Below are 20762 nucleotides of genomic sequence, written 5' to 3' on the forward strand. Positions count from 1 at the left end.
AACTATACTTTCCTTAACAATAAAAAAAGAGGAAGGCTTCTCCCTTCCTCTAATAATCTTACTTTACTCTTACAACCTTGAATGAATTAGTTGTTCCAGGCTTATATATCTCATCTCCACAAGATACCACCATGATATCCCCTGATTCTACAAGCCCCATCTCCTTGGCCCTTCTCTCAGCTGCCTCACAAAACTCCTCTATAGTCCTGATTTCAGGTTCTACTATTGCTGTAGTTCCCCTTGTTAGAGCAAGCTGTCTAGAAGTCTGCTCATTGTTGGTAAGAGCCAGAATCTGTGATGTAGGGAAGTACTTTCTCAGAGCTTTTGCTGCCCTTCCTGTCTCAGAGGCACTTACAATAAGCTTGGCTCCCAGAGTTTCAGCTGCTTCCACAGTTCCGTGGGATACTGCTTCAGTTATAGGCATCTTCCCTTCAAACTCCATCTCATATGATGGGATTATAGCATCTGTTCTTTCAGCGATCTGTGCCATGATAGTCACAGCCTCTACAGGATATTTACCCTTTGCAGTTTCTCCAGATAGCATTACTGCATCTGTTCCGTCGATGATAGCGTTTGCTACGTCTCCAGCCTCTGCTCTTGTTGGTCTTGGGTTCTTTATCATTGAATCCAGCATCTGAGTTGCTGTAATTACTGCCTTACCTGCCTCATTACACTTTTCGATCATCATCTTCTGTGCAAATGGTACTTCCTCTACAGGAATTTCTACTCCTAGGTCTCCTCTTGCTACCATGATTCCGTCGGAAAGCTCTAGGATCTCATCGAAGTTGTCTACTCCCTCTTGGTTCTCTATCTTAGAGATGATCTGGATGTTCTTTCCACCATTCTCATCTAGTACTCTTCTTACTTCTCTTACGTCGTCACCCTTTCTGATGAATGAAGCCGCTACGAAGTCTACTCCCTGCTCACAACCAAACTTAAGGTCGCTCTTATCCTTTTCAGAAAGTGCTGGTAGGTTTACAGATACATTTGGAAGGTTTACTCCCTTGTTCTCTCCAAGCTCTCCAGTGTTGTTTACAGTACAGTGAACATTATTACCCTCTACAGCAGTAACAGTCAGTCCAACAAGTCCGTCATCTAGAAGGATTGTGTCCCCTTCTTTAAGGTCCTCAGTTAGTCCCTCATAAGTTACAGCTACCATGTTCCTGTTTCCTACTACACCCTTATCAGTAGTGATTGTGAACTCCTGACCAGCCTCTAGAAGTACGTCATTTCCACCCTCTAGCTTTATAGTTCTGATCTCCGGTCCCTTAGTGTCCAGTAGGATAGCTATTTTCTTACCAGTTTCTTGCATCACTGCTCTCATATTGTTGATTCTTCCACCGTGCTCCTCATAGTCACCATGTGAAAAGTTCAGTCTCATTACATTCATTCCAGCTTCCACAAGCTGCTTCAGTGTTTCCTTCCCCTCAGTTTTAGGCCCTATTGTACATACTATCTTTGTCTTCTTCATAAAATCTCCCCCTTTGTTCTTACCAGTCAACAAGGGGAGCCTAAACTTAATTTAAGCTCCCCTCTCTAACTTAATTTATCTGATTACTTTGAAAGAGTCAGTGCAAGATCATAGTCCTCTTGCGACAGCCTTCTCTCTCCCTCCCATGCATGGGAGATAGGATGAGTAACCAGTTTGTTACCTTCCATTCCTATCATTACACCTGATTTTCCTGCATCCAGGATCTCCACAGCCTTAGCTCCCATCTTAGTAGCTAGTATTCTGTCGAATCCAGAGGGGTTCCCTCCTCTTTGAATGTGAGCAAGAACTACCGGTCTTATATCTGTATGTACCTTCTTCTTAAGCTCCTCTGCGATCTCAATAGCCGATCCTACACCCTCAGCTACAAGTACGATATCGTGAAGTTTACCATTTTTTCTTCTCTGAGCGATCTGGTAAGCCAGTACATCGATTGGATTTTCCTGCTCAGGAATCATAAGTCCGTCTCCACCACCAGCTAATGTAGCGTATAGAGCCAGGTCTCCGGCATCTCTTCCCATTACCTCAACAAGAATTGTTCTCTCATGAGATGTAGCTGTATCTCTTATTTTTGTAATTGCATCTAGGATCGTATTTAGACAAGTGTCAAATCCGATTGTATAGTCTGTTCCAATGATATCGTTATCGATTGTTCCTGGAATTCCCACTACCTTGATACCGTGCTCCTTAAACAGAAGGTCCGCTCCGTGGAAGGATCCGTCTCCTCCAATTACTACAAGTCCCTCTATTCCTCTCTTCTTTAGGTTCTCAGCAGCTATTGCTCTGATCTTAGGGTCCTTGAACTCTGGGCATCTCGCCGTTAAAAGAGTTGTACCTCCTCTGTCTATGATTCCGCTCAGGTCTCTTCCGTCCATTCTGAAGATTTCATCATTAAGCATACCTAGGTATCCTCTTTTTATTCCGTATAGATCTATGCCCTTGCTGAGTGCTACCTTTCCTGCTGCTCTAATTGCAGGATTCATCCCTGGAGCATCTCCACCACTTGTTAAAATTGCTATACTTTTGATCATTTGATTTCACCTCTAATTAAATTATATTATTTATTGGGTAAATCTGCCCATACTTCTAAATTTATTATATCTATTTGTCAGTAGAACGTCCACACTTAATTCATTCAATTCAGAGATTGATCTTAAAATTTGCTCTTTAAGGTTAATTGCTGAGCATTTAGGATCTCTATGAGCTCCTCCTAGAGGCTCCTTTATGATCCCGTCTATTATTTCAAGGTCTAAAAGGCTGTTTGCTACTATCTTAAGGCTCTCAGCTGCTTCTGGTGCCTTGCTGGCATCCTTAAACAGTATTGCAGCACATCCCTCTGGAGAGATTACCGAGTAAACTGAGTTCTCAAGCATATATACCTTGTCAGCTACTCCAAGAGCAAGAGCTCCTCCACTTCCTCCCTCTCCTATAACAGTGGCTACGATAGGTACCTTTATTCCAGCCATCTCAAGGAGGTTTCTTGCAATTGCCTCTCCCTGACCATGCTTTTCTGCTTCCAGTCCAGGATAAGCTCCCGGTGTATCGATAAGGGTTACAATAGGAATATTAAACCTCTCTGCCATCTTCATAAGCCTTAAGGCCTTTCTGTATCCCTCTGGGTTTGCCATTCCGAAGTTTCTGTAGATCTTCTCCTCTACTTCACGTCCCTTTTGATGTCCAATAATCATCACTTTTACTCCGTCTATCTTTCCCAGTCCAGCTACTATAGCAGGGTCATCCGAGCAAAGTCTGTCTCCGTGAAGCTCTACAAAATCATCACATAGCTCCTCAATGTAATCTAGAGTATATGGCCTCTCTGGGTGTCTTGCAACCTGAACCCTCTTCCAAGGACTCAGCTCCTTGTAGATCTCTTCTAGCTTTTTTTCATACTCTACCTTAAGTTTTTCAATCTCCCCCGATAGATCTATACCCTTACTCTTTGAAAACTCCTTTAATTCAACTATCTTTTCCTCTATATCTAATATATCCTTTTCAAATTCCATCTTAAAAAGTCCCTCCAATCAGTTTTATGAGTATCTTTACAGTAGATTCCCCAGCAGTGTTGAAATCGTATCCTTCATTTCCTCTCTCTTAGCTATAACGTCTACCATACCGCACTCAAGAAGAAATTCACTCTTCTGGAATCCCTCAGGCAGCTTCTGCTTGATCGTCTGCTCGATTACTCTTGGACCTGCAAATCCAATAAGAGCGTTTGGCTCTGTAATAATGATATCCCCAAGCATTGCAAATGAAGCTGTTACTCCACCTGTCGTTGGGTTTACTGGTACCGATATAAACGGCATCCCCTTTTCTCTGAGCTTCTCAAGAGCTGCAGAGGTCTTGGCCATCTGCATCAGTGAAAGGATCCCCTCGTGCATTCTAGCTCCTCCAGAGGTAGCTACAATAACTACAGGTAGATTTTCCTCTACTCCTCTTTCAATGGCTCTTGTAAGCTTCTCTCCCACTACAGAACCCATACTTCCCCCAAGGAAGGAAAATTCCATAGCTGCAAAACTTACCTTTATTCCATTCATATCACCAGTTCCAGAGATAACTCCCTCATTCATTCCCGTCTTTTCAGCTGTTTTTATGTACTTGTCTCCATATCCTGGAAACTCAAGAGGGTTCCCCGATGTGAGGTCTTTGTCTAGCTCTACAAATGTTCCAGCATCTATCAGAAGATCTACCCTCTCTAGGGCAGTCATACCAAAGTAGTGGTCACAGTTGGTACACTTCTTTAGATTCCCCTTTACATCTATCTTATATAATATTTCATGGCAGCTAGGGCACTTCTCCCAAAGACCAGATCCTGCACCTGCTCCCTTACTCTCGATTGACTTGGACGTTTTACTTACCGATACCGTTGCATACTTCTTTTTATTTTTTGAAAAAATTCCCAACACACTCACTCCTTCCGGATTCTTTATTATTACACATGTATTTTTATCTAAATCTTATTTTACACAATTTTATTTTAACTTTCAATAATATTTTCATTAGCTGTACATCATATTATAGGTTAAAATAACCTTTTTGTAAAACAATCTTACCAATCTCCCTCGCTATTCCTCTAATATTTTCGTCTATCTATTATACCTTATAAGATACTCCTATTTCTCAAAAATTACATCAAAATTTATAAGAAAGTATTTATTTTTTCTTACACAATTGAAATTTTCCTGGATTTTATTTATAATTTGGGATATAACTGTATAAATTATACAAGTTTTTTGAAAGAGGTGAGTAATAATGAAGAAAAGGATGATAATGGGATTTTGTACAGCTCTTCTTCTTATGACTGGTTGTACAAGTCTGGAAGGTTTAGGAAGTTCTTCAAGTAGCAAGTCTCCTATGTCACAGGAAAGGATCGCCGCATCGGTGGATGTCAATGATGAGATCTTCGGTATCGGATCTGCTCCCATTGTAGAGAGCGGACAGGGCGTGGCTAAGATGAGGGCCAACAAGGAAGCCAGAGAGGATATCAGAAAGAAGCTTCAGAAGGAAACGGAAGATGTATTAACAGCTTACCTCGTAGAGATCGACTTCTACAGCAAGAAGATCTCAGATAACGTTATGGAGGACTTGAGCGAATATATTTCAAACAATATGCTTAACGATACTGAGGAGAAGGATAGCTGGGTTGAAAATGACAGGATATACACAGTTATCGCCATCGACAGAGATGAGGTTCCTCTAAGGTCCAGAGATACCTTTGTGACTCATATCGACAGCATCATAAAGAAGCTTACAGATCTAAAGGGGCAGATTTTGAATATCCCTATTGAAGCAGTGCAGAAGGAACCCGTTGTTACAACAAGCGAGAAGGTTGAAGTAACGGAGGAAGCAGCTCCAGTTGTAGAGGAAACTCCAGTTAAGGAAGAAGCTGCACCGGCAGAGACTCCTGAAAGTGTTGAACTGTCAGATACAGATGAAGATATTATAGATGTTCAGTTATAAAAAAAAGACAGCCTAGGCTGTCTTTTTTATCTATTTAAGTATACCTAGAAACTTCTCTGGAATATCCAGGTTTAGCTGGATACCATACTTCTCTATATCCACCCAGTGGGAGAAGAGGCACATAGCATGATCTGCTCCCCTTCCATACTTGGCATCTCCAGTTATGGGATGCCCCAGGTTAGCCAGGTGAACTCTAAGCTGGTGGGTTCTTCCTGTTCCAAGCTTCCCCTCTAGGAGAGTTTTGTTCCTTCCCCTCTTCACTACCTTAAAGTAGGAGATGCTTTCCTTGGCCCCCTCCTCATACTCATCCAGTTCCACAACCTTGGTCTCAGTCTTCTTCAGGTATGATCTTATCTCAAACTCATCCCTCTCCACCGGTCCATCCACAAGGATGTAGTACTTCTTCTCTATCCTTCTCTCTCTCATCTCTTCAGAGAGATCTCTGGTTATAGGAAGACTCTTGGCTCCTATAATCATCCCAGAGGTAGCCTTGTCTATCCTGTTTATAAAGGTAAACTCCTCTATCTTCAGGTATGATTTCAGCATCTCAGAGAGGCCGTAGTCGTGGCCGCTTCCCTTGTGCATTACCATATCAGCTTCCTTATTGAAGACAAGGATCTTTTCATCCTCATAGACGATTCCCTTCTGGATATACTCTACCTCCCTAGGGGAAAGCTCTATAAACTCCTTCTTCTTGGTTTCTCCACCTGTAGAGAATACCTTTACCACATCTCCCTCCTGGAGTCTGTAGTTCTGCTTTACCTTTTTTCCGTTTACCTTGATCTTTCCCTTACGGATCATCTTGAATATTCCAGTAAGGTTAACTCCCTCATACTTTCTTCTTATAAACTTATCCAGTCTTGTATCGTGAAAATTACTATCTATCTTATATTCCATTGGTTCTCCTAATCTTTAAATACCTTTACACTCTGAACTATCCCCAGCATCATAAAAGTAAAAATATATGAACTTCCTCCATAACTCATAAGGAGAAGAGGCAGTCCCGTTACAGGCATTATCCCCATTATCATTCCCATATTTACAAGGGTATGAAAGAGTAGTATTGCCGCTATCCCAAAACATATGAGCTTCCCATACTTGTCACTTGCATTGGCTCCCATCCTGCATATCTGAAGTATAAGGCCAAGGTAGAGTCCCAGAAGGATCATCCCTCCCACAAACCCTGTTTCCTCTAAAAATACAGCTCCTATAAAGTCTGTATGGGATTCAGGGAGAAACCTCAGCTTACTCTGAGTTCCCTGTAGAAATCCCTTTCCATAAAATCCTCCAGATCCAACCGCTATCATAGACTGTATTACATTCCATCCACTTCCCAACATATCCGCTTCGGGATTTAGGAAGGTAAGAACCCTCTGCTTCTGATAGGGCTTCAGCAGGAAGTGAAATGCTATGGGTACCATAGCTATTGCAGGGACGCTCAAGCCTATTATAGTCTTCCAGTCTATGCCGTTTAGAAAGATGAGCACAGCAAAGAGGAATATTATAACCAGGGCTGTTCCCAGATCCGGCTGCTTGGCTATAAGAAGAAATATAGGAACTATGTGTATCCCCGAAAGGATCACAGCTTTAAGTCCCCTGAAGTTATCCTTAAACTTATTGGCAAGAACCTCTGAAAGGGTCAGCACCAGGAATAGCTTTGCAAACTCCGACGGCTGTATATTGATGGGTCCAAGGGGGATCCATCTCTTGGCTCCAAGCCTTGTGGCTCCAAACACATATACAGACAGAAGGAGTATTACATTGAAGAGGTATACCAGCTTAGAGTACTTGGCATAGGTTCTGTAGTTAATAAAACTAAATCCAAAATACGTTGCTACTCCCAGAGCTGTCCATACTATCTCCTTGTATATAAAACTGTTGGTCTTATGATGTGTTGCACTGTACACTGCAAACATACTTACCACAGTAATCATGAGAGCGTTTATAAGAAGAGCATGATTCATCTTTCTCACCCTCTTCATTCCCACTCTCAGGCTTCTATTGTTCTTCATCTACTACCTCACTTCTACTTCCCTGTATGACCAAACCCACCTGCATCTCTCACTGTTTCCGTTAGCTCATCGCACTCCACAAAGTTCATCTTATATACCTTCTGAAGAACAAGCTGCCCTATCCTCTCTCCTGGTTCTATGGTATATTCATCCCTGCTGAGGTTTATGAGGATTATCTTTACCTCGCCTCTGTAGTCTGAATCTATGGTTCCCGGAGTATTTACAAGGGATATCCCGTGCTTTGCTGCAAGACCGCTCCTTGGTCTTACCTGCACCTCATATCCAAAGGGGATCTCCATCTTGATTCCTGTTGGAACCATTGCCCTCTCAAGGCTTCCAAGGGTTACCCCCTCCTCTATATGAGCATAGACATCCATCCCTGCAGCTCCCTCAGTCATATAAACTGGCAGCTTAACACCGTCTTCCCTTACAACCTTTACATCCACTCTTTCCATCTATAGGTCCCCCAGTACTGTATATGAATAATACTTTTCATCAAAGATATGAGCTGCTGCTTTCTTTATATCTTCCAAGGTAATTGCCTCTATCTCAGCTATTATCTCATCTACACTTCTCACTCTCTTATAAACTAGGTATGAGCTGGCCATCCTGCTCATTCTGGACTTACTGCTCTCCAGACCAAAGGTAAGCATACTCATAAACTGATTCTTTGCCTTCTGCAGTTCCTCAGCAGTTATTCCCTCTTCCCTTATGGATTTAAACTCATCCTTTATAAGATCAACTACCTCCATATAGTTTTCCTTGGTAGTTCCAGCATATACAGTGAAGAGTCCTCCCTCCTCATAGGATGAGTTGTAGGAGTAAACCGAGTATGCCAGCCCTCTCTCCTCTCTTACCTTCTGGAATAATCTTGAACTCATATTTCCACCCAGTATATTTGAGATTATAGAAACTGAGTACTTAAGATCATCTGTAAGAGAGATCCCCTTTGTATTAAAGCAGAGGTGAATCTGGTTTGTCTCCCTCTTGATAAGGTTTTCTCCTGGATTTATAACTATCTCTCCATTGTAGTCCCTTACAATGCCAGCTTCCTCCATTGTACCGATTCCCTCATTCAGCTGAGCCATTACCTTCTCTACATCCACTCTTCCTGCTACAGATACTACCATTCTCGATGGAGTATATCTTTCCTTAAAGTAAGCAACAAGCTTCTCCCTAGTCATGTTCTTTACACTGTCCATAGATCCAAGAACTATATTTGACTGAACTCCCTTTAGGGCAAAGGTCGCATTTTCCTCGTGCACCTTCTCCTCAGGAATATCCTCATACATCTTGATCTCTTCAATTACTACATTTTTTTCCTTCTCCAGAGCTTCCTCTGAAAATGTAGAGTTAAGAAACATATCATTTAGTATATCTATTCCTATCTCAAGCTTATTGGAAAGCATCTGTACATAGTAAGCTGTAACCTCCTTACTTGTGTAGGCGTTGTTCATTCCTCCAGCATTGTCGATTATCTCAGATATCTCCTTGGAGGTTCTCCTCTCAGTCCCCTTGAACATCATGTGCTCAAGAAGATGTGAGATCCCCTCCTCCCCAGGAAGTTCATTCTTAGAACCTGTAGCCACAAAAACTCCAAGAGTTGCTGAATTTAAATTTTCTATATTTTCTATCAATACCGGTATTCCGTTCTTTAGTTTCCTTATCTCTACCTGCACCACATCATCTCCCTGTTATCTAAAATTCTGCTCTATGCATTGCATAGATTCCTATTCCTAAGAATATTACATTGGGCAGCCAAAATGCCACAAATGGATGTATCAAACCGCTAAGACTTATAGCTTCAAGGGATGCCTGAAGAATATAGTATCCATACCCCAGAGCCACACTCATAGCTATACTCAGGGCATTAGCCCCCCTAACATATCTACTTCCAAGAGCAAGCCCCAGGAAACACACTACAAAGCTTGCAAAGGGAAAGGCTCTCCTGTTAGCTATCTCAGCCAGGATCTCCCTGGAGCTTCCACCGGTTCTCTTAATTATCGTGAGAACATCCTTCAGCTCCTTTACCGTCATCTCCTTTACCTCTATTTTCGGAGTTAGGAAGAGTTCTGGTTCCTCGTGATACTCCTTGTCCTCATAGCTTGCAAGGGTTTCAACCCTCTCCTTCTGTACGGTGTTTATAGTTACATTCTTTAGCTCCCATAGAGATTTCTCCCTGTTATATTGAGCACTTTCTGCATTTATTATTCTTTCGATCCTCTCAAACTTGCTATCAAGATCTATTATCTGCAGGTGAGTAGCTGTTCCCTCTACTCTATTTATCTCTCCAGCATGGTACACATAGTCACCTACTCCCCTCAGGAAGGCATTTGCCTTCTTCTCTGGAAGGGTGTTCTCCTCATACTTACCCCTTCTTATAGCCCTTGACTTCACTATAGAACGAGGATATACCTTATCATACATATAGAAGATTGTCAGGGATACCATAAAGGATATGATTACTGGAAAAACAACTATCCTCTTAAAACTAATTCCCGATGTCTTAAGGGCTATTATCTCCAGATTACTGGCCATCTTATTTATGGTCATCAGTCCCCCAAGAAGCACTGCAAGGGGAGTTATCTTTATGAGAATATCTGGAAGAAGGGCTATTATATAGTGTACCGCTTCTATCTCATTCATCCTTCCCTCAGTTACATACCTTATTATCTTAAAGAGCTGACTCACTATAAAGATATTTATAAAACCAAAGAGACTTAAACCTAAAGATTTTATGAAGTTAATGGTTATGTACTTATCAATTCTTTTCATCTAACCTCTCCTTGTTTTCTTAATATACATATAAAGGGTAAGTGCTGCTAAAAACAAATTGGAAGTCCATACTCCAACCACTGGTGACACTGCTCCCTTATTGGCCATTACCATTCCAACATTCAGTGAAGATATATAGATAAATATTACTCCCAGGCTGATTCCAAAACTTACACTCTTACCTGTTCTGTGGTGTCCCACGGAAAACAATACTCCAAGTATCCCAAGCATAATCGTTGAGAGAGGGATAGCCAGCTTCTTGTTTATCTCTACCTCATATGGAATCTTCTCCTCTTCAGACTTATCCTTCATCTCTTTCAGAAGAGTTCCAATAGCCAGTGCCTCTATCTCATCCACCTTTATCTCTATATCCTCAAAGAAGGAGTTTAGTGGAATCTTCTGGCTGAGAAACTTTCCTCTGAGCTTTTCCTTCCCCACCTCATCGGACTGGTAGAACTCTGCATCCTCAAGGATCATAGATGCCTCCGCCCACGATGTTCTCTTAGCTGTTACTACAGTAGGGTATGGAGAGTTCTCCTCATTCTTAAAAATTATAAGGTTCTCTGCCACTCCGTCCTCATTGTTCACATCATCCACATAGATACTGTACTCATCTATCTCATCTATATACATCTTTTCTCTCAGTTGAAATGCCGGCTTCTCATAGGCTATCTTATAGGTAATCTCCTCCAGCTTCTTAAATGATCTGGGAATAATAGATTCCTGAAGAAAGAAAACAAAGAAGGTTATAGCAGTTGCCAGAAGCACCGCTGGCTTCATCATACTGTTAAGACTCATACCCATTGCACTCATGGCTGTACTCTCACTGGTGCTTGTAAGCTTGGAGTAGGTTATCATTACCCCCAGAAAAAATCCCATGGGAATAGTCTGGGAAAGTATTGGAGGAAGGTAGAAGGAGAGTATCCTCACCACATCTATTATGGAAACCCCCTTTACCAGAACATTTTCCATCATCTGAACCATTATATCTATTAGAAAGATAAAGGTAAAGAGGCTCACTCCAAAGAGAACCGGCATCTTCATCTCACCCAATATATATTTATGTATTATCTTCATTCACCCGACTCCTTCAAGATATTATCTAGATATTTTTCTACATTTTCCCTGTATTTCCTGCTCTCTATCCTGTCTCCTATCCTCTCGGGAAAGTAATCCCTCACATAGGGAATGGCCCTTTTAAAAGCTACATTTGCTTTAGAACCCTCTCCATACCTTTTTATGTTATGGAAGTTCTCTCCTAAGAGGTTGTAGAAGAGCAGAAGAATAAAGGAGATCGCCACTCCCTTTAGAAAGCCCAGAAGGATCCCCATGAATCTGTCTGTTCCAGACCTCATACTGTCCTTAATAAAGGACTTTAACAGGGCAAGGAGGAGACCAATGAGAAAATATAGACCTAAAAAGATCAGGGCATAGAAAAGGTAGTAGGTACCCTCCTTCCCGTCTATCTTCAGAAGTTCCATCACTTTAGGGGTGGCTAGCTTTGCTATCACAACATTTACTACTATACTAAAGAGTGATATAGCCCCCACAAAGAAACCGCTGCTGTACCCCTTCAAGATTGTAAAAAGTAATATTACTCCAACTAGTATATCAAGATACACACTATCGCCCCCTTAAGATTATTCCTCTACTATCCTTACCCATAGAGATTTAAGGTAAAGAGTCTCCGGTACATGAAGTATCCAAGGGTGATCCTCCGGCTGGTAGTTTACCCCTAGAACCTGAAGCTTCATTCCATTATTTGATGCAGCCATCCTTGTTACCTCGATAAGGTCCTGTAGTGAGATATGGTAAGCACACGTAATTACACCAAGTATTCCTCCTATCTCCATCATCTTAAAGCTCTCATTACAAAGGTCGTAGAAGAAATCTCTTCCCCTTCTTACATCTACCTTCTTCTTTATCAGAGATGGCGGATCAAGGGTGATTATGTCATACTTTTCTCCCCTAGCTGCCATTGCCTTTAGAAGCATAAAGGCATCTCCCTCTACAGTTGTAAATTCATTAGTAAATCCGTTTAACTCATAGTTTTCCTTACAAAGCTCAAGGGCATGGGCATTCTTATCTACAGCCACTACCTTCTTAGCTCCCTCTGCAAGAGCTGCCACAGAAAATCCACCACTGCTTGAGAACACATCTAAAAATCTTGTATCCTCATCGATATGAGGTCTTATTACCTTTCTCGACTCCCTCTGATCCAGGAAGAATCCTGTTTTCTGACCGTCTATTATATCCACAGTATACTTAAGTCCATTGTCTTCCATAACTATTCTGTCAGGGATATCTCCATAGATAACTCCTGTTTTCTGATCTACACCCTCGTGGGTTCTGTTTTCTACATCACTTCTCTCATATATTCCCTTAGGCTTAGCCACCTTTTTAACTGCGTTTATGATTTCCTGTCTAAACTTCTCCACTCCAGAGTTTCTGAACTGAATAGATATATACTTGTCAAACTTATCTATAATAAGCCCTGGAATTCCGTCTCCCTCTGAGTAGAACATCCTTACACAGTTAGTTTCCTTAAAGAGATGCTTTCTTCTGTCATAGGCATTCTTTATCTTCTTCTGAATAAACTTTTTATCTATGGGCTCATCCTTAGTTGTCAGTACTCTTACAAGGGCGTTGGTCCCTTCAGTTACATAACCCCTTCCTACAAAGGTAAGGTCCTCAGCACAAACATCCACTACATCTCCTGTTGCTATGCTTCCCATGATAGACTGTATCTCGTCCTTAAATACATTTGGGTAGAAGTTTTTTGTCTTCTTCTCCTTACCCCTTTTTAATATTACTCTGCTCATTTTATCCTCTCCAAACTTTTCTTTTAATTGTCTTTTTATACTCTGTCTTTTTTTCAGAGCCTTCCTTCAAGCTCCTTATTTATCTAGGATTAAATATTATACCCCATCAAAAAATTATATCATATCAGTGTCTATTTATCAAACATAGAGGTACACAAAAAAAGAGGGAAAGTACTCCTACCCTCCCGTCTGCTTCTACCTTTATTAAATGACGGCTAGACTCTTCTCTCCACTTCCACTAGAGACTTCACCTTAACAATCTTTCCACCCTTGATATAACATCTGCTAACCCTTCTTCCCACTCCCGTCATTATCTCATAGGGAATAGTTCCTATCTCCTCGGCCTTTGCTGCTATATCTTTTCCTATAAGGGTTACCTCTGTTCCAACTCCCACTTGAGATACCAATTCCCTTGGGATCTTCACCATGGTCATATCCATACAGACCTTTCCTACCACCGGGCACCTGTGTCCCTTTATCATTACGCTTCCACCATTGGAAAACTTCCTGTTAAATCCGTCTGCATACCCCACTGGAAGTGTTACTATTACATCTCCTTCATTACCCCTGTAACTCTTCCCATAGGAGATATATGCCTCATCCTCCAACCTCTTAATATAGAGTATCCTGGTCTTCAGCTCAAACACATATTTAAACTTCTCCTGGAGATCGGTGTCGTAGGGAACTATTCCCTGAAGAAGGATTCCCGGCCTCACATGAGTGCTATAAGTCTTACCTCCAAACCTTATGGAACCGCAGCTGTTTAATATGTGAATATACTTTATTCCCTCAAATCCCTCAAAGGTTCTGAACTTTTCCATCTGCTCCAGGGTATAGACATCCTCTGTGGGATCATCTGCCACTGAAAGGTGGGTGTATATCCCTTGAAGATCTGCTATATCATTTTCTCTGATATAATCTATGGCTTCCAGAGCCATCTCTGAGGTAAATCCTACCCTACCCATCCCAGTATCTACCTTTATATGTACCTTGGGATAGTAGTTATTTCTCTCTAAAAAATCTATCTCTTCCATAGAATTTATTGTTAGGTGAAACTTCTTTTCTATGGCGGTTCCTACACTTTCTGGAGGAATGCACCCAAAAATAAGTATGTCTTCCTCTATTCCTGCTGCCCTAAGCTCACAGGCCTCCTCGTAACACGCCACTCCCAGTATCTTTACACCACATTCAGCAAGCTCTCTTGCGTACTCAACAGCTCCCATACCATAAGCATTTGCCTTTATTACTCCTAGTATCTCCTTACCGCCTGACAACTCCCTTATCATGCTCACATTGTGACTCAGATTATCTAGATTTATCTCCGCCCAAGTTCTCAATCCCTATACCTCCCTCTACAAAAATTATGGACTTTTTCATAAAATTTCACCAGATACTTCAATAGCCATTATAATACAAAAATACTCCTTGTCAAAAAGAAGTATTTTTGTATTAAGCCCTTTCTATATCTTTAGTACAGAAAGGGCTTTTATTACTATTTTATTGTAGGTGCTCCACAACCTCTTCCTTCTTACCCTTCTCAAGAAGGTATACCACAGGACTGGCTACAAAGATTGATGAGTAAGTTCCTGCAATTACACCAAACAGTAGAGTTGTGATAAATGTCTTCAGGCTGTCTCCTCCAAATACAAGGATTGCAACAACAGCTAGGAAGGTAGTTAATGACGTATTTATAGATCTTGTCATTACCTGGTTGATACTCTTGTCGATGCACTCTCCAAGAGTTCCAGAGTTCTTTCTTCTAACTGTTTCTCTGATTCTGTCAAACACTACAATGGTATCGTTTATGGAATATCCCAGTAGTGTCAGCACTGCTGCAATAAATGGAGTATTTACCTCATACCCAAGTAGTGCTATCGCTCCTACAGATATAATGATGTCGTGTATCAGAGCTGTGATTGCTGCCACAGCAAACTTAAATTCAAATCTAAGTGTTATGTAGAGTACAATAAGAGCTCCTCCAATAAGAAGTGCATAGATAGCTGAGGTTTTCAGCTCCTCTCCCACTGTAGCTCCTACCTTATCAGATCTTTCAAGATCGTATTTTCCAAGGCCATTTAGGTCATCTAGAAAAGCATTCTTTGCTTCCTCGGTCATCTCTGGAGTTCTGATTATTACCACTCCTCCACTTGATACCTGTACCTTTCTACTGTTGGCATCTACCTCTCCGTAAGTTGATGAAAGTTCATCTAAATAACCGTTAACTTCAGCTAGGCTCACTTCCTTTTCAAAGTTTACCTGATAGAGGTTACCCCCTGTAAAATCTATTCCGTAGTTTAATCCCTTAAATAAAAGTCCTACTAGAGCAACTGTTACTACTATGGCTGATATCCCCAGCCATTTCTTTACGTTATCTACCACATTTATTCTCACAACTAGTTCCCCCTAACACCAAATAATTCAGGCTTATTTACTTTAAATACTATTACAAATCCTCTTAGGAATATCTTTGTTATTGTAATTGCTGTAAACATAGATGCTAATATTCCGATTGTCAGAGTAACTGCGAATCCCTTTACCGGTCCAGTTCCCAGAGTGAATAGTATCATCGTGATAATTAACGTAGTTATATTGGAGTCGATAATAGCTGAGAATGCCTTGGCAAATCCGGCATCTATTGAAGCCACTATTGAGTTTCCAAACTTCAGCTCCTCCTTGATCCTTTCAAAGATTATTACATTGGCATCAACGGCCATTCCCACTGAAAGTATAAATCCTGCAATTCCAGGAAGAGTAAGAGTGGCATCTAGGAAGTTAAGAGTTCCGAAAGCTATAAGTCCGAAAGCTACCAGTGCCATATTAGCCATAAGTCCCGGAAGCTTGTAGAATATTACCATGAATACCGCTATAAGAGCAATAGCCACCTTAGCTGCCATAGCACTCTTTGCTATAGATTCATCTCCAAGAGATGCTCCTACCGATCTTGTTTCAATAATTTCAGCCTTTACTGGAAGGGCTCCTGCATTTAGAAGTGTTGCTGTAGCCTGAGCTTCCTCTACTGTATAGTTTCCAGTTATTACTCCGTTTCCACTTGGGATCTCAGAGTTTATCCTTGGCGCTGTCTGTACCTCTCCATCTAGAGTTATTGCCAGCTGCTTTCCTATATTGTTTCTAGTTATCTCTGCAAACCTAGCTGCTCCCTCTGGATTCATCTCAAACTGAATCTGAGGTCTTCCCATATTGTCATAGGAAACTGCCGCTTTATTTAGAGCGCTACCTGTAAGAAGAGTTTCTCCCAGGGTACCGTCATCATTCATTATCTTAAACTCCATAAGAGCTGTCTTACCAATAAGCGAGATCGCTTCCTCTGTATCTGTGATTCCAGGAAGCTCTACAATTACTCTATTCTCTCCAGCTTTCTGTACCACCGATTCAGCTACTCCGATACCATTTATTCTTCTGTCCAGTACTTCGATAAGTCTTGTCATTGCCTCGTCATCTATCACTTGATTCCCCTCAGGTACAGCTTCTAGTACTGCATACACTCCACCCTTTAGGTCCAGTCCAAGCTTTGTAGACTTTACAAATGTAAGCCATCCTGCTCCCACTAGTATCGCCAGTACTAGCAGCAATCTAATCTTAAATCCTTTCTTCATCCTTCCTCCCCTTCTGCTTCTTCTATGTTTCTATCTCTTCATGTCAAGGTAGGTCTGTAATATTATTGCTGCTGCTATTTTATCTACTACCTTCCTCTTACCCTTGGCATCCTTATTAGTTGTTTCCTGTAGCATCCTGTCGGCAGATACTGTGGACAATCTCTCATCCACCTCAATTATCTCCACTCCAGAGATATTCTTCTCCAGCTTAGCTATAAAATCTCTTACCTTCTCAGCCTGCACCTTTTCAGTCCCGTCCAGACTCTTAGGTATCCCCACAACAATGCTCTTTGTATTTTCCTGGGCACAGAGTTCCTTTATCCTCTTTATAGCCTTTGTTTTCTTACGGTCTATAACTTCTAAGGGGTGTGCAAACATTCCCATTCCATCGGATCTGGCTACCCCTATCCTTACATCTCCCACATCGAGACACAGGTACTTCTTAAACATACTTCCTCCTTGTTTCTTCTCCCTTGAGAGATATCCCAAGGATCTGCCCCCCTTTAGGGGCTAATAATAATCTGCAGTATGCGGCAGTCCCTACAGACTACCACACCTGCCATATACTTTTTACTTAAATCTTTGTTACTTTTTAATTAATTTTACAGTGCTTCCTTTAATAGACCCATACCGTGAGCCAGTGCTTCCTCTACCTTGCTTCCGTCCTTACCTCCAGCTTGTGCGAAGTCAGGTCTTCCACCACCTTTACCACCTGCGATGGTAGCTATCTCTCTTACAAGGTCTCCTGCCTTTACCTTGCCGATAAGGTCCTTAGTTACACCCACAGCAAATACTGCCTTTTCATTGTCTGTTCCAAGGATTACAACACAGCTCTGCAGCTTGTCCTTAGCCTTGTCCACGATATCTCTAAGAGATCCCGCTTCCTTACCTTTAAATGCCTTCATAAGAACCTTTACTCCGTTTACATCCTCTACATTTTCAAATAGAGAGTTAGCTTCAAATCCTGCTAGCTTTGCCTTAAGAGCCTCTATCTCCTTCTGAGCTCCTTTAAGCTCCTCCATTACCTTGGTAGCCTTAGTTATAAGCTGACCGTGAGATGCATCTGCCTTCAGTACCTTAGAAAGCTCTATGATTCCCTCTTCCATCTGGTTTACTACCTTGTATGATGTAAATCCAGTTGTAGCCTCTATTCTTCTTACTCCAGCTGCGATACCAGTTTCAGTAAGGATGTTGAATAGTCCTATCTCACCAGTTCTCTCTACGTGAGTTCCTCCGCAAAGTTCCATAGAGAATCCAGGAACGTCAACTACTCTTACCTTATCTCCATACTTGTCTCCAAATAACATTGTAGCTCCCTTTTCCTTAGCTTCCTCCATAGTTAGCTCAGCTACGTCTACCGCTGTATTCTTAAATACTTCCTCATTTACTATCTTCTCTATTTCCTTAAGCTGCTCTCTGTTTACCCCCTCATAGTGAGTGAAGTCAAACCTTAGTCTGTCCTGAGATACAAGGGATCCAGCCTGCTGTACGTGGTCTCCCAGTACCTCCTTAAGCGCCTTATGAAGAAGGTGAGTAGCAGTGTGGTTTCTCTTTATCTCAGCTCTTCTGTACTTGTTTATTGAAAGCTCCAGCTCCATACCTGCTACAAGCTTGTGACCTCCCTCAGCCATCTTCACTGTGTGCATGTAGATATCCTTTTGCTTCTGTACATCCAGTACAGTTCCGAAGATATCCTCTCCTACGATCTTTCCAGTATCTGCTGCCTGTCCTCCCGACTCAGCATAGAATGGAGTCTTATCGAAGATGATTGTGTAGTTCCCCTCATTGTTGTCCTTTACGTGAAGGATCTTAGCCTTAGTACTGTGCTCGGTATAGCCAGTAAACTGAGTTTTACCGTGCTTGTCGAAGAACTCCTCGATAAATGTATCCTGTCCCTTCTCCTTTACTACCTCTCTAGCAGATCTTGCTCTCTCCTTCTGCTCCTCCATCTTCTCAAGGAACTCAGCATGGGTAACCTCTACTCCCTTCTCCTCACAGATCTCCTCTGTAAGCTCATATGGGAATCCATATGTATCATATAGCTTAAATGTTACCTCTCCAGAAAGCTTCTTCTCTCCAGCTTCAATTGCCTTCTCGATCTCCTCGTTTACTATGTTCATTCCCTGGTCAAGAGTATGAGAGAACTTCTCCTCCTCTATTCTTACCATCTTCTGGATGTGCTCCTTGTTAGTTCTTATCTCAGGGTAAGCTCCTCCCATGATCTCCACTACCTTATCTACCAGTACATTTAGGAAGTTTTCCTTTGTTCCAAGAAGTCTTCCGTGTCTTACTGCTCTTCTGATGATTCTTCTAAGAACATATCCTCTTCCCTCATTTGATGGAAGTACTCCGTCATTTATAAGGAATGTGATTGCTCTGATGTGGTCTGTAATTACCTTCAGTGAGAAGTCTGATTTTTCAGATGCCCTATACTTGGTATCTGTCAGCCTTCCAGCTTCCTCTAGGATTGGGAATAAAAGATCCGTCTCAAAGTTGTTTGCCTTTTTCTGTACCATTGCAGCTACTCTTTCAAGTCCTGCTCCAGTATCTATATTCTTCTTTGGAAGTGGCTCTAGGCTGCCATCCTCCATTCTGTTCCACTCTGTGAATACAAGGTTCCAGATCTCGATAAATCTGTCATCTGTTCCTGGGTCTCCCAGCTTAGAGTTTTCGTCTCCTCCATACTCTGGTCCAAGGTCTACGTGGATCTCCGAGCAAGGTCCGCAAGATCCCACAGGTCCAGCTGACCACCAGTTATCCTCTTCCCCAAGTCTTACGATTCTCTCCATAGGTACTCCGCACTTCTCATTCCAGATTCTTTCAGCTTCATCATCTGTTGTGAATACAGATATCCACATCTTATCCTTATCAAGACCAAGTACATCAGTTACAAACTCCCAAGACCATGCGATAGACTCCTCTTTAAAGTAATCTCCAAAGGAGAAGTTTCCAAGCATCTCAAAGAATGTGTGGTGTCTGGCTGTTCTTCCAACATTTTCAAGGTCATTTGTTCTGATACATTTTTGGTGTGTAGTTACTCTCGGAGTCGGTGCCTCTTTCTGTCCTAGGAAGAATGGCTTAAATGGTACCATTCCCGCCACTGTTAGAAGTAGCGTGGGATCATCTGGTATAAGTGATGCACTCTCATAGTGCTTGTGTTCCTTCTCCTTAAAAAACTCTATAAATTTCTGTCTAATGTCATTTCCGCTTAGCATTCAGACTCCTCCATTCAAATATCTATTTTTTTAATTTTTAATCTACTTACTTCTCTGGTCTCCCAGACTTATCCTGAGAACACCTCTACTATCTTACCCCATAATCTGGGATTATGTTACTCTCCAGGAGATATTTCCCTCTCTAGAACTAGTCCAGTTTGAACCCTTCTCCAAGGTATATCTTTCTGGCCAGCTCATTTTCAGCGATCTCCTTTGGAGTCCCGCTGATAAGCACTTCTCCCTGAGCCATTATATAAGCTTTTTCAGTTATACTCAAGGTCTCCTTTACACTGTGATCGGTTATAAGGATTCCCAATCCCCTCTTCTTCAGGTACCTGATTATCTGCTGAATATCCTCTACGGCTATGGGATCTACCCCTGCAAAGGGCTCATCCAGAAGGATAAAGTCCGGGTTGTTGGCGATAGTTCTGGCTATCTCCACCCTTCTTCTCTCTCCTCCAGAAAGGGAGTACCCCAGAGATTTAGCCACGTGTGTCAGCTTAAATTCCTCTAGAAGTCTCTCCATGGTCTCCTTCTGCTCCGCTGCAGAGATATTTCTCATCTCCAGTATGGCCTTCATATTTTCCTCTACTGTTAAGTTTCTGAATACAGAGGGTTCCTGGGCCAGGTATCCTATCCCCATATTTGCTCTCTTGTACATTGGGTAGGTGGTTATATCCTGCTCATTTATCCATACCTTTCCCGATTCAGGCTTAACTATACCTGTTATCATATAGAAGGTAGTGGTCTTACCGGCACCGTTGGGTCCCAGCAGCCCCACTATCTCCCCCTTCTCCACTTCCAGAGAGACACCATTTACTACTCTTCTCTTCTTGTAGCTCTTGCAGAGATCCTGTGCTATTATACTCTTCATGCAT

General features: G+C 41.8%; 19 protein-coding genes. 1 reads left to right on the forward strand and 18 read right to left on the reverse strand.

All coding sequences use genetic code 11. From position 1 onward, the window contains the following. Window positions 1-58 precede the first annotated feature (58 nt). The 4 genes from pykF to accD all read right to left on the reverse strand — a co-directional run bounded on the left by pykF (window position 59) and on the right by accD (window position 4389). Entirely contained in the window at window positions 59-1471 is a 1413-nt protein-coding gene (pykF, locus tag QMG11_RS05390; protein WP_281834118.1) for a pyruvate kinase PykF, read from the reverse strand. A gap of 83 nt (window positions 1472-1554) precedes the next feature. Continuing rightward, window positions 1555-2520 (reverse strand): 6-phosphofructokinase, encoded by a 966-nt coding sequence (gene pfkA / locus QMG11_RS05395; RefSeq protein WP_281834123.1) that lies wholly within the window; start codon window positions 2518-2520, stop codon window positions 1555-1557. Between the two features lie 30 nt (window positions 2521-2550). Further along, entirely contained in the window at window positions 2551-3492 is a 942-nt protein-coding gene (locus tag QMG11_RS05400; RefSeq protein ID WP_281834125.1) for an acetyl-CoA carboxylase carboxyltransferase subunit alpha, read from the reverse strand. A gap of 36 nt (window positions 3493-3528) precedes the next feature. Next, window positions 3529-4389 (reverse strand): acetyl-CoA carboxylase, carboxyltransferase subunit beta, encoded by an 861-nt coding sequence (gene accD, locus QMG11_RS05405; RefSeq protein WP_281834341.1) that lies wholly within the window; start codon window positions 4387-4389, stop codon window positions 3529-3531. A gap of 349 nt (window positions 4390-4738) precedes the next feature. Between accD and QMG11_RS05410 the strand changes: the two genes are divergently transcribed. Continuing rightward, window positions 4739-5446, forward strand: a complete 708-nt coding sequence (locus QMG11_RS05410) for a hypothetical protein (RefSeq protein WP_281834127.1) — start codon at window positions 4739-4741, stop codon at window positions 5444-5446. Window positions 5447-5476: 30 nt separating this feature from the next. Here the strand turns inward: QMG11_RS05410 and QMG11_RS05415 are convergent, their stop codons facing one another. The 14 genes from QMG11_RS05415 to lptB all read right to left on the reverse strand — a co-directional run bounded on the left by QMG11_RS05415 (window position 5477) and on the right by lptB (window position 20758). Beyond that, the gene (locus tag QMG11_RS05415) at window positions 5477-6343 is read right to left on the reverse strand and encodes an RluA family pseudouridine synthase (RefSeq protein WP_281834129.1); all 867 of its coding nucleotides are present in this window, start codon (window positions 6341-6343) and stop codon (window positions 5477-5479) included. A gap of 8 nt (window positions 6344-6351) precedes the next feature. Further along, window positions 6352-7458 (reverse strand): rod shape-determining protein RodA, encoded by a 1107-nt coding sequence (gene rodA, locus QMG11_RS05420; protein WP_281834131.1) that lies wholly within the window; start codon window positions 7456-7458, stop codon window positions 6352-6354. A 14-nt stretch (window positions 7459-7472) separates the two neighbouring features. Next, window positions 7473-7913: a dUTP diphosphatase gene (gene dut, locus QMG11_RS05425; RefSeq protein WP_281834133.1), complete on the reverse strand. Its 441-nt coding sequence runs from the start codon at window positions 7911-7913 to the stop codon at window positions 7473-7475. Then, window positions 7914-9140: a M16 family metallopeptidase gene (locus QMG11_RS05430; RefSeq protein WP_281834136.1), complete on the reverse strand. Its 1227-nt coding sequence runs from the start codon at window positions 9138-9140 to the stop codon at window positions 7914-7916. Between the two features lie 16 nt (window positions 9141-9156). Then, window positions 9157-10233, reverse strand: a complete 1077-nt coding sequence (locus QMG11_RS05435; RefSeq protein WP_281834138.1) for an LptF/LptG family permease — start codon at window positions 10231-10233, stop codon at window positions 9157-9159. Continuing rightward, entirely contained in the window at window positions 10234-11310 is a 1077-nt protein-coding gene (locus tag QMG11_RS05440; RefSeq protein ID WP_281834139.1) for an LptF/LptG family permease, read from the reverse strand. Next, entirely contained in the window at window positions 11307-11855 is a 549-nt protein-coding gene (locus QMG11_RS05445; protein WP_281834140.1) for a CvpA family protein, read from the reverse strand. Before QMG11_RS05445 ends, QMG11_RS05440 begins: the two co-directional genes overlap by 4 nt. A gap of 18 nt (window positions 11856-11873) precedes the next feature. Continuing rightward, window positions 11874-13055, reverse strand: coding sequence for a class I SAM-dependent rRNA methyltransferase (locus QMG11_RS05450; RefSeq protein WP_281834142.1), 1182 nt, complete (start codon window positions 13053-13055; stop codon window positions 11874-11876). Window positions 13056-13270: 215 nt separating this feature from the next. Further along, a complete protein-coding gene (alr, locus tag QMG11_RS05455; RefSeq protein ID WP_281834143.1) occupies window positions 13271-14392 on the reverse strand; it encodes an alanine racemase in 1122 nt (373 codons plus the stop codon). A 160-nt stretch (window positions 14393-14552) separates the two neighbouring features. After that, the gene (gene secF, locus QMG11_RS05460; RefSeq protein WP_281834145.1) at window positions 14553-15446 is read right to left on the reverse strand and encodes a protein translocase subunit SecF; all 894 of its coding nucleotides are present in this window, start codon (window positions 15444-15446) and stop codon (window positions 14553-14555) included. Window positions 15447-15448: 2 nt separating this feature from the next. Next, window positions 15449-16669 carry a protein translocase subunit SecD gene (gene secD, locus QMG11_RS05465; RefSeq protein ID WP_281834147.1) on the reverse strand — a complete coding sequence of 407 codons (1221 nt, stop codon included), beginning with the start codon at window positions 16667-16669 and terminating at the stop codon, window positions 15449-15451. 30 nt (window positions 16670-16699) lie between these two features. Further along, on the reverse strand, window positions 16700-17119 hold the full coding sequence (gene ruvX / locus QMG11_RS05470; RefSeq protein ID WP_281834148.1) for a Holliday junction resolvase RuvX: 420 nt from the start codon (window positions 17117-17119) through the stop codon (window positions 16700-16702). A 152-nt stretch (window positions 17120-17271) separates the two neighbouring features. Beyond that, window positions 17272-19884, reverse strand: a complete 2613-nt coding sequence (gene alaS, locus QMG11_RS05475) for an alanine--tRNA ligase (RefSeq protein ID WP_281834150.1) — start codon at window positions 19882-19884, stop codon at window positions 17272-17274. A 148-nt stretch (window positions 19885-20032) separates the two neighbouring features. Further along, a complete protein-coding gene (lptB, locus tag QMG11_RS05480) occupies window positions 20033-20758 on the reverse strand; it encodes an LPS export ABC transporter ATP-binding protein (protein ID WP_281834152.1) in 726 nt (241 codons plus the stop codon). Window positions 20759-20762 lie beyond the last annotated feature (4 nt).

The organism is Propionigenium maris DSM 9537 (assembly GCF_027925155.1).
Classification (GTDB): domain Bacteria; phylum Fusobacteriota; class Fusobacteriia; order Fusobacteriales; family Fusobacteriaceae; genus Propionigenium; species Propionigenium maris.

Bases quoted from the DNA above. Each gene is read 5' to 3' on its own strand.
- pykF (WP_281834118.1), bottom strand. From the start codon at position 1,471: ATGAAGAAGACAAAGATAGTATGTACAATAGGGCCTAAAACTGAGGGG.
- pfkA (WP_281834123.1), bottom strand. From the start codon at position 2,520: ATGATCAAAAGTATAGCAATTTTAACAAGTGGTGGAGATGCTCCAGGG.
- QMG11_RS05400 (WP_281834125.1), bottom strand. From the start codon at position 3,492: ATGGAATTTGAAAAGGATATATTAGATATAGAGGAAAAGATAGTTGAA.
- QMG11_RS05410 (WP_281834127.1), top strand. From the start codon at position 4,739: ATGAAGAAAAGGATGATAATGGGATTTTGTACAGCTCTTCTTCTTATG.
- QMG11_RS05415 (WP_281834129.1), bottom strand. From the start codon at position 6,343: ATGGAATATAAGATAGATAGTAATTTTCACGATACAAGACTGGATAAG.
- rodA (WP_281834131.1), bottom strand. From the start codon at position 7,458: ATGAAGAACAATAGAAGCCTGAGAGTGGGAATGAAGAGGGTGAGAAAG.
- dut (WP_281834133.1), bottom strand. From the start codon at position 7,913: ATGGAAAGAGTGGATGTAAAGGTTGTAAGGGAAGACGGTGTTAAGCTG.
- QMG11_RS05435 (WP_281834138.1), bottom strand. From the start codon at position 10,233: ATGAAAAGAATTGATAAGTACATAACCATTAACTTCATAAAATCTTTA.
- QMG11_RS05440 (WP_281834139.1), bottom strand. From the start codon at position 11,310: ATGAAGATAATACATAAATATATATTGGGTGAGATGAAGATGCCGGTT.
- QMG11_RS05450 (WP_281834142.1), bottom strand. From the start codon at position 13,055: ATGAGCAGAGTAATATTAAAAAGGGGTAAGGAGAAGAAGACAAAAAAC.
- secD (WP_281834147.1), bottom strand. From the start codon at position 16,669: ATGAAGAAAGGATTTAAGATTAGATTGCTGCTAGTACTGGCGATACTA.
- ruvX (WP_281834148.1), bottom strand. From the start codon at position 17,119: ATGTTTAAGAAGTACCTGTGTCTCGATGTGGGAGATGTAAGGATAGGG.
- alaS (WP_281834150.1), bottom strand. From the start codon at position 19,884: ATGCTAAGCGGAAATGACATTAGACAGAAATTTATAGAGTTTTTTAAG.
- lptB (WP_281834152.1), bottom strand. From the start codon at position 20,758: ATGAAGAGTATAATAGCACAGGATCTCTGCAAGAGCTACAAGAAGAGA.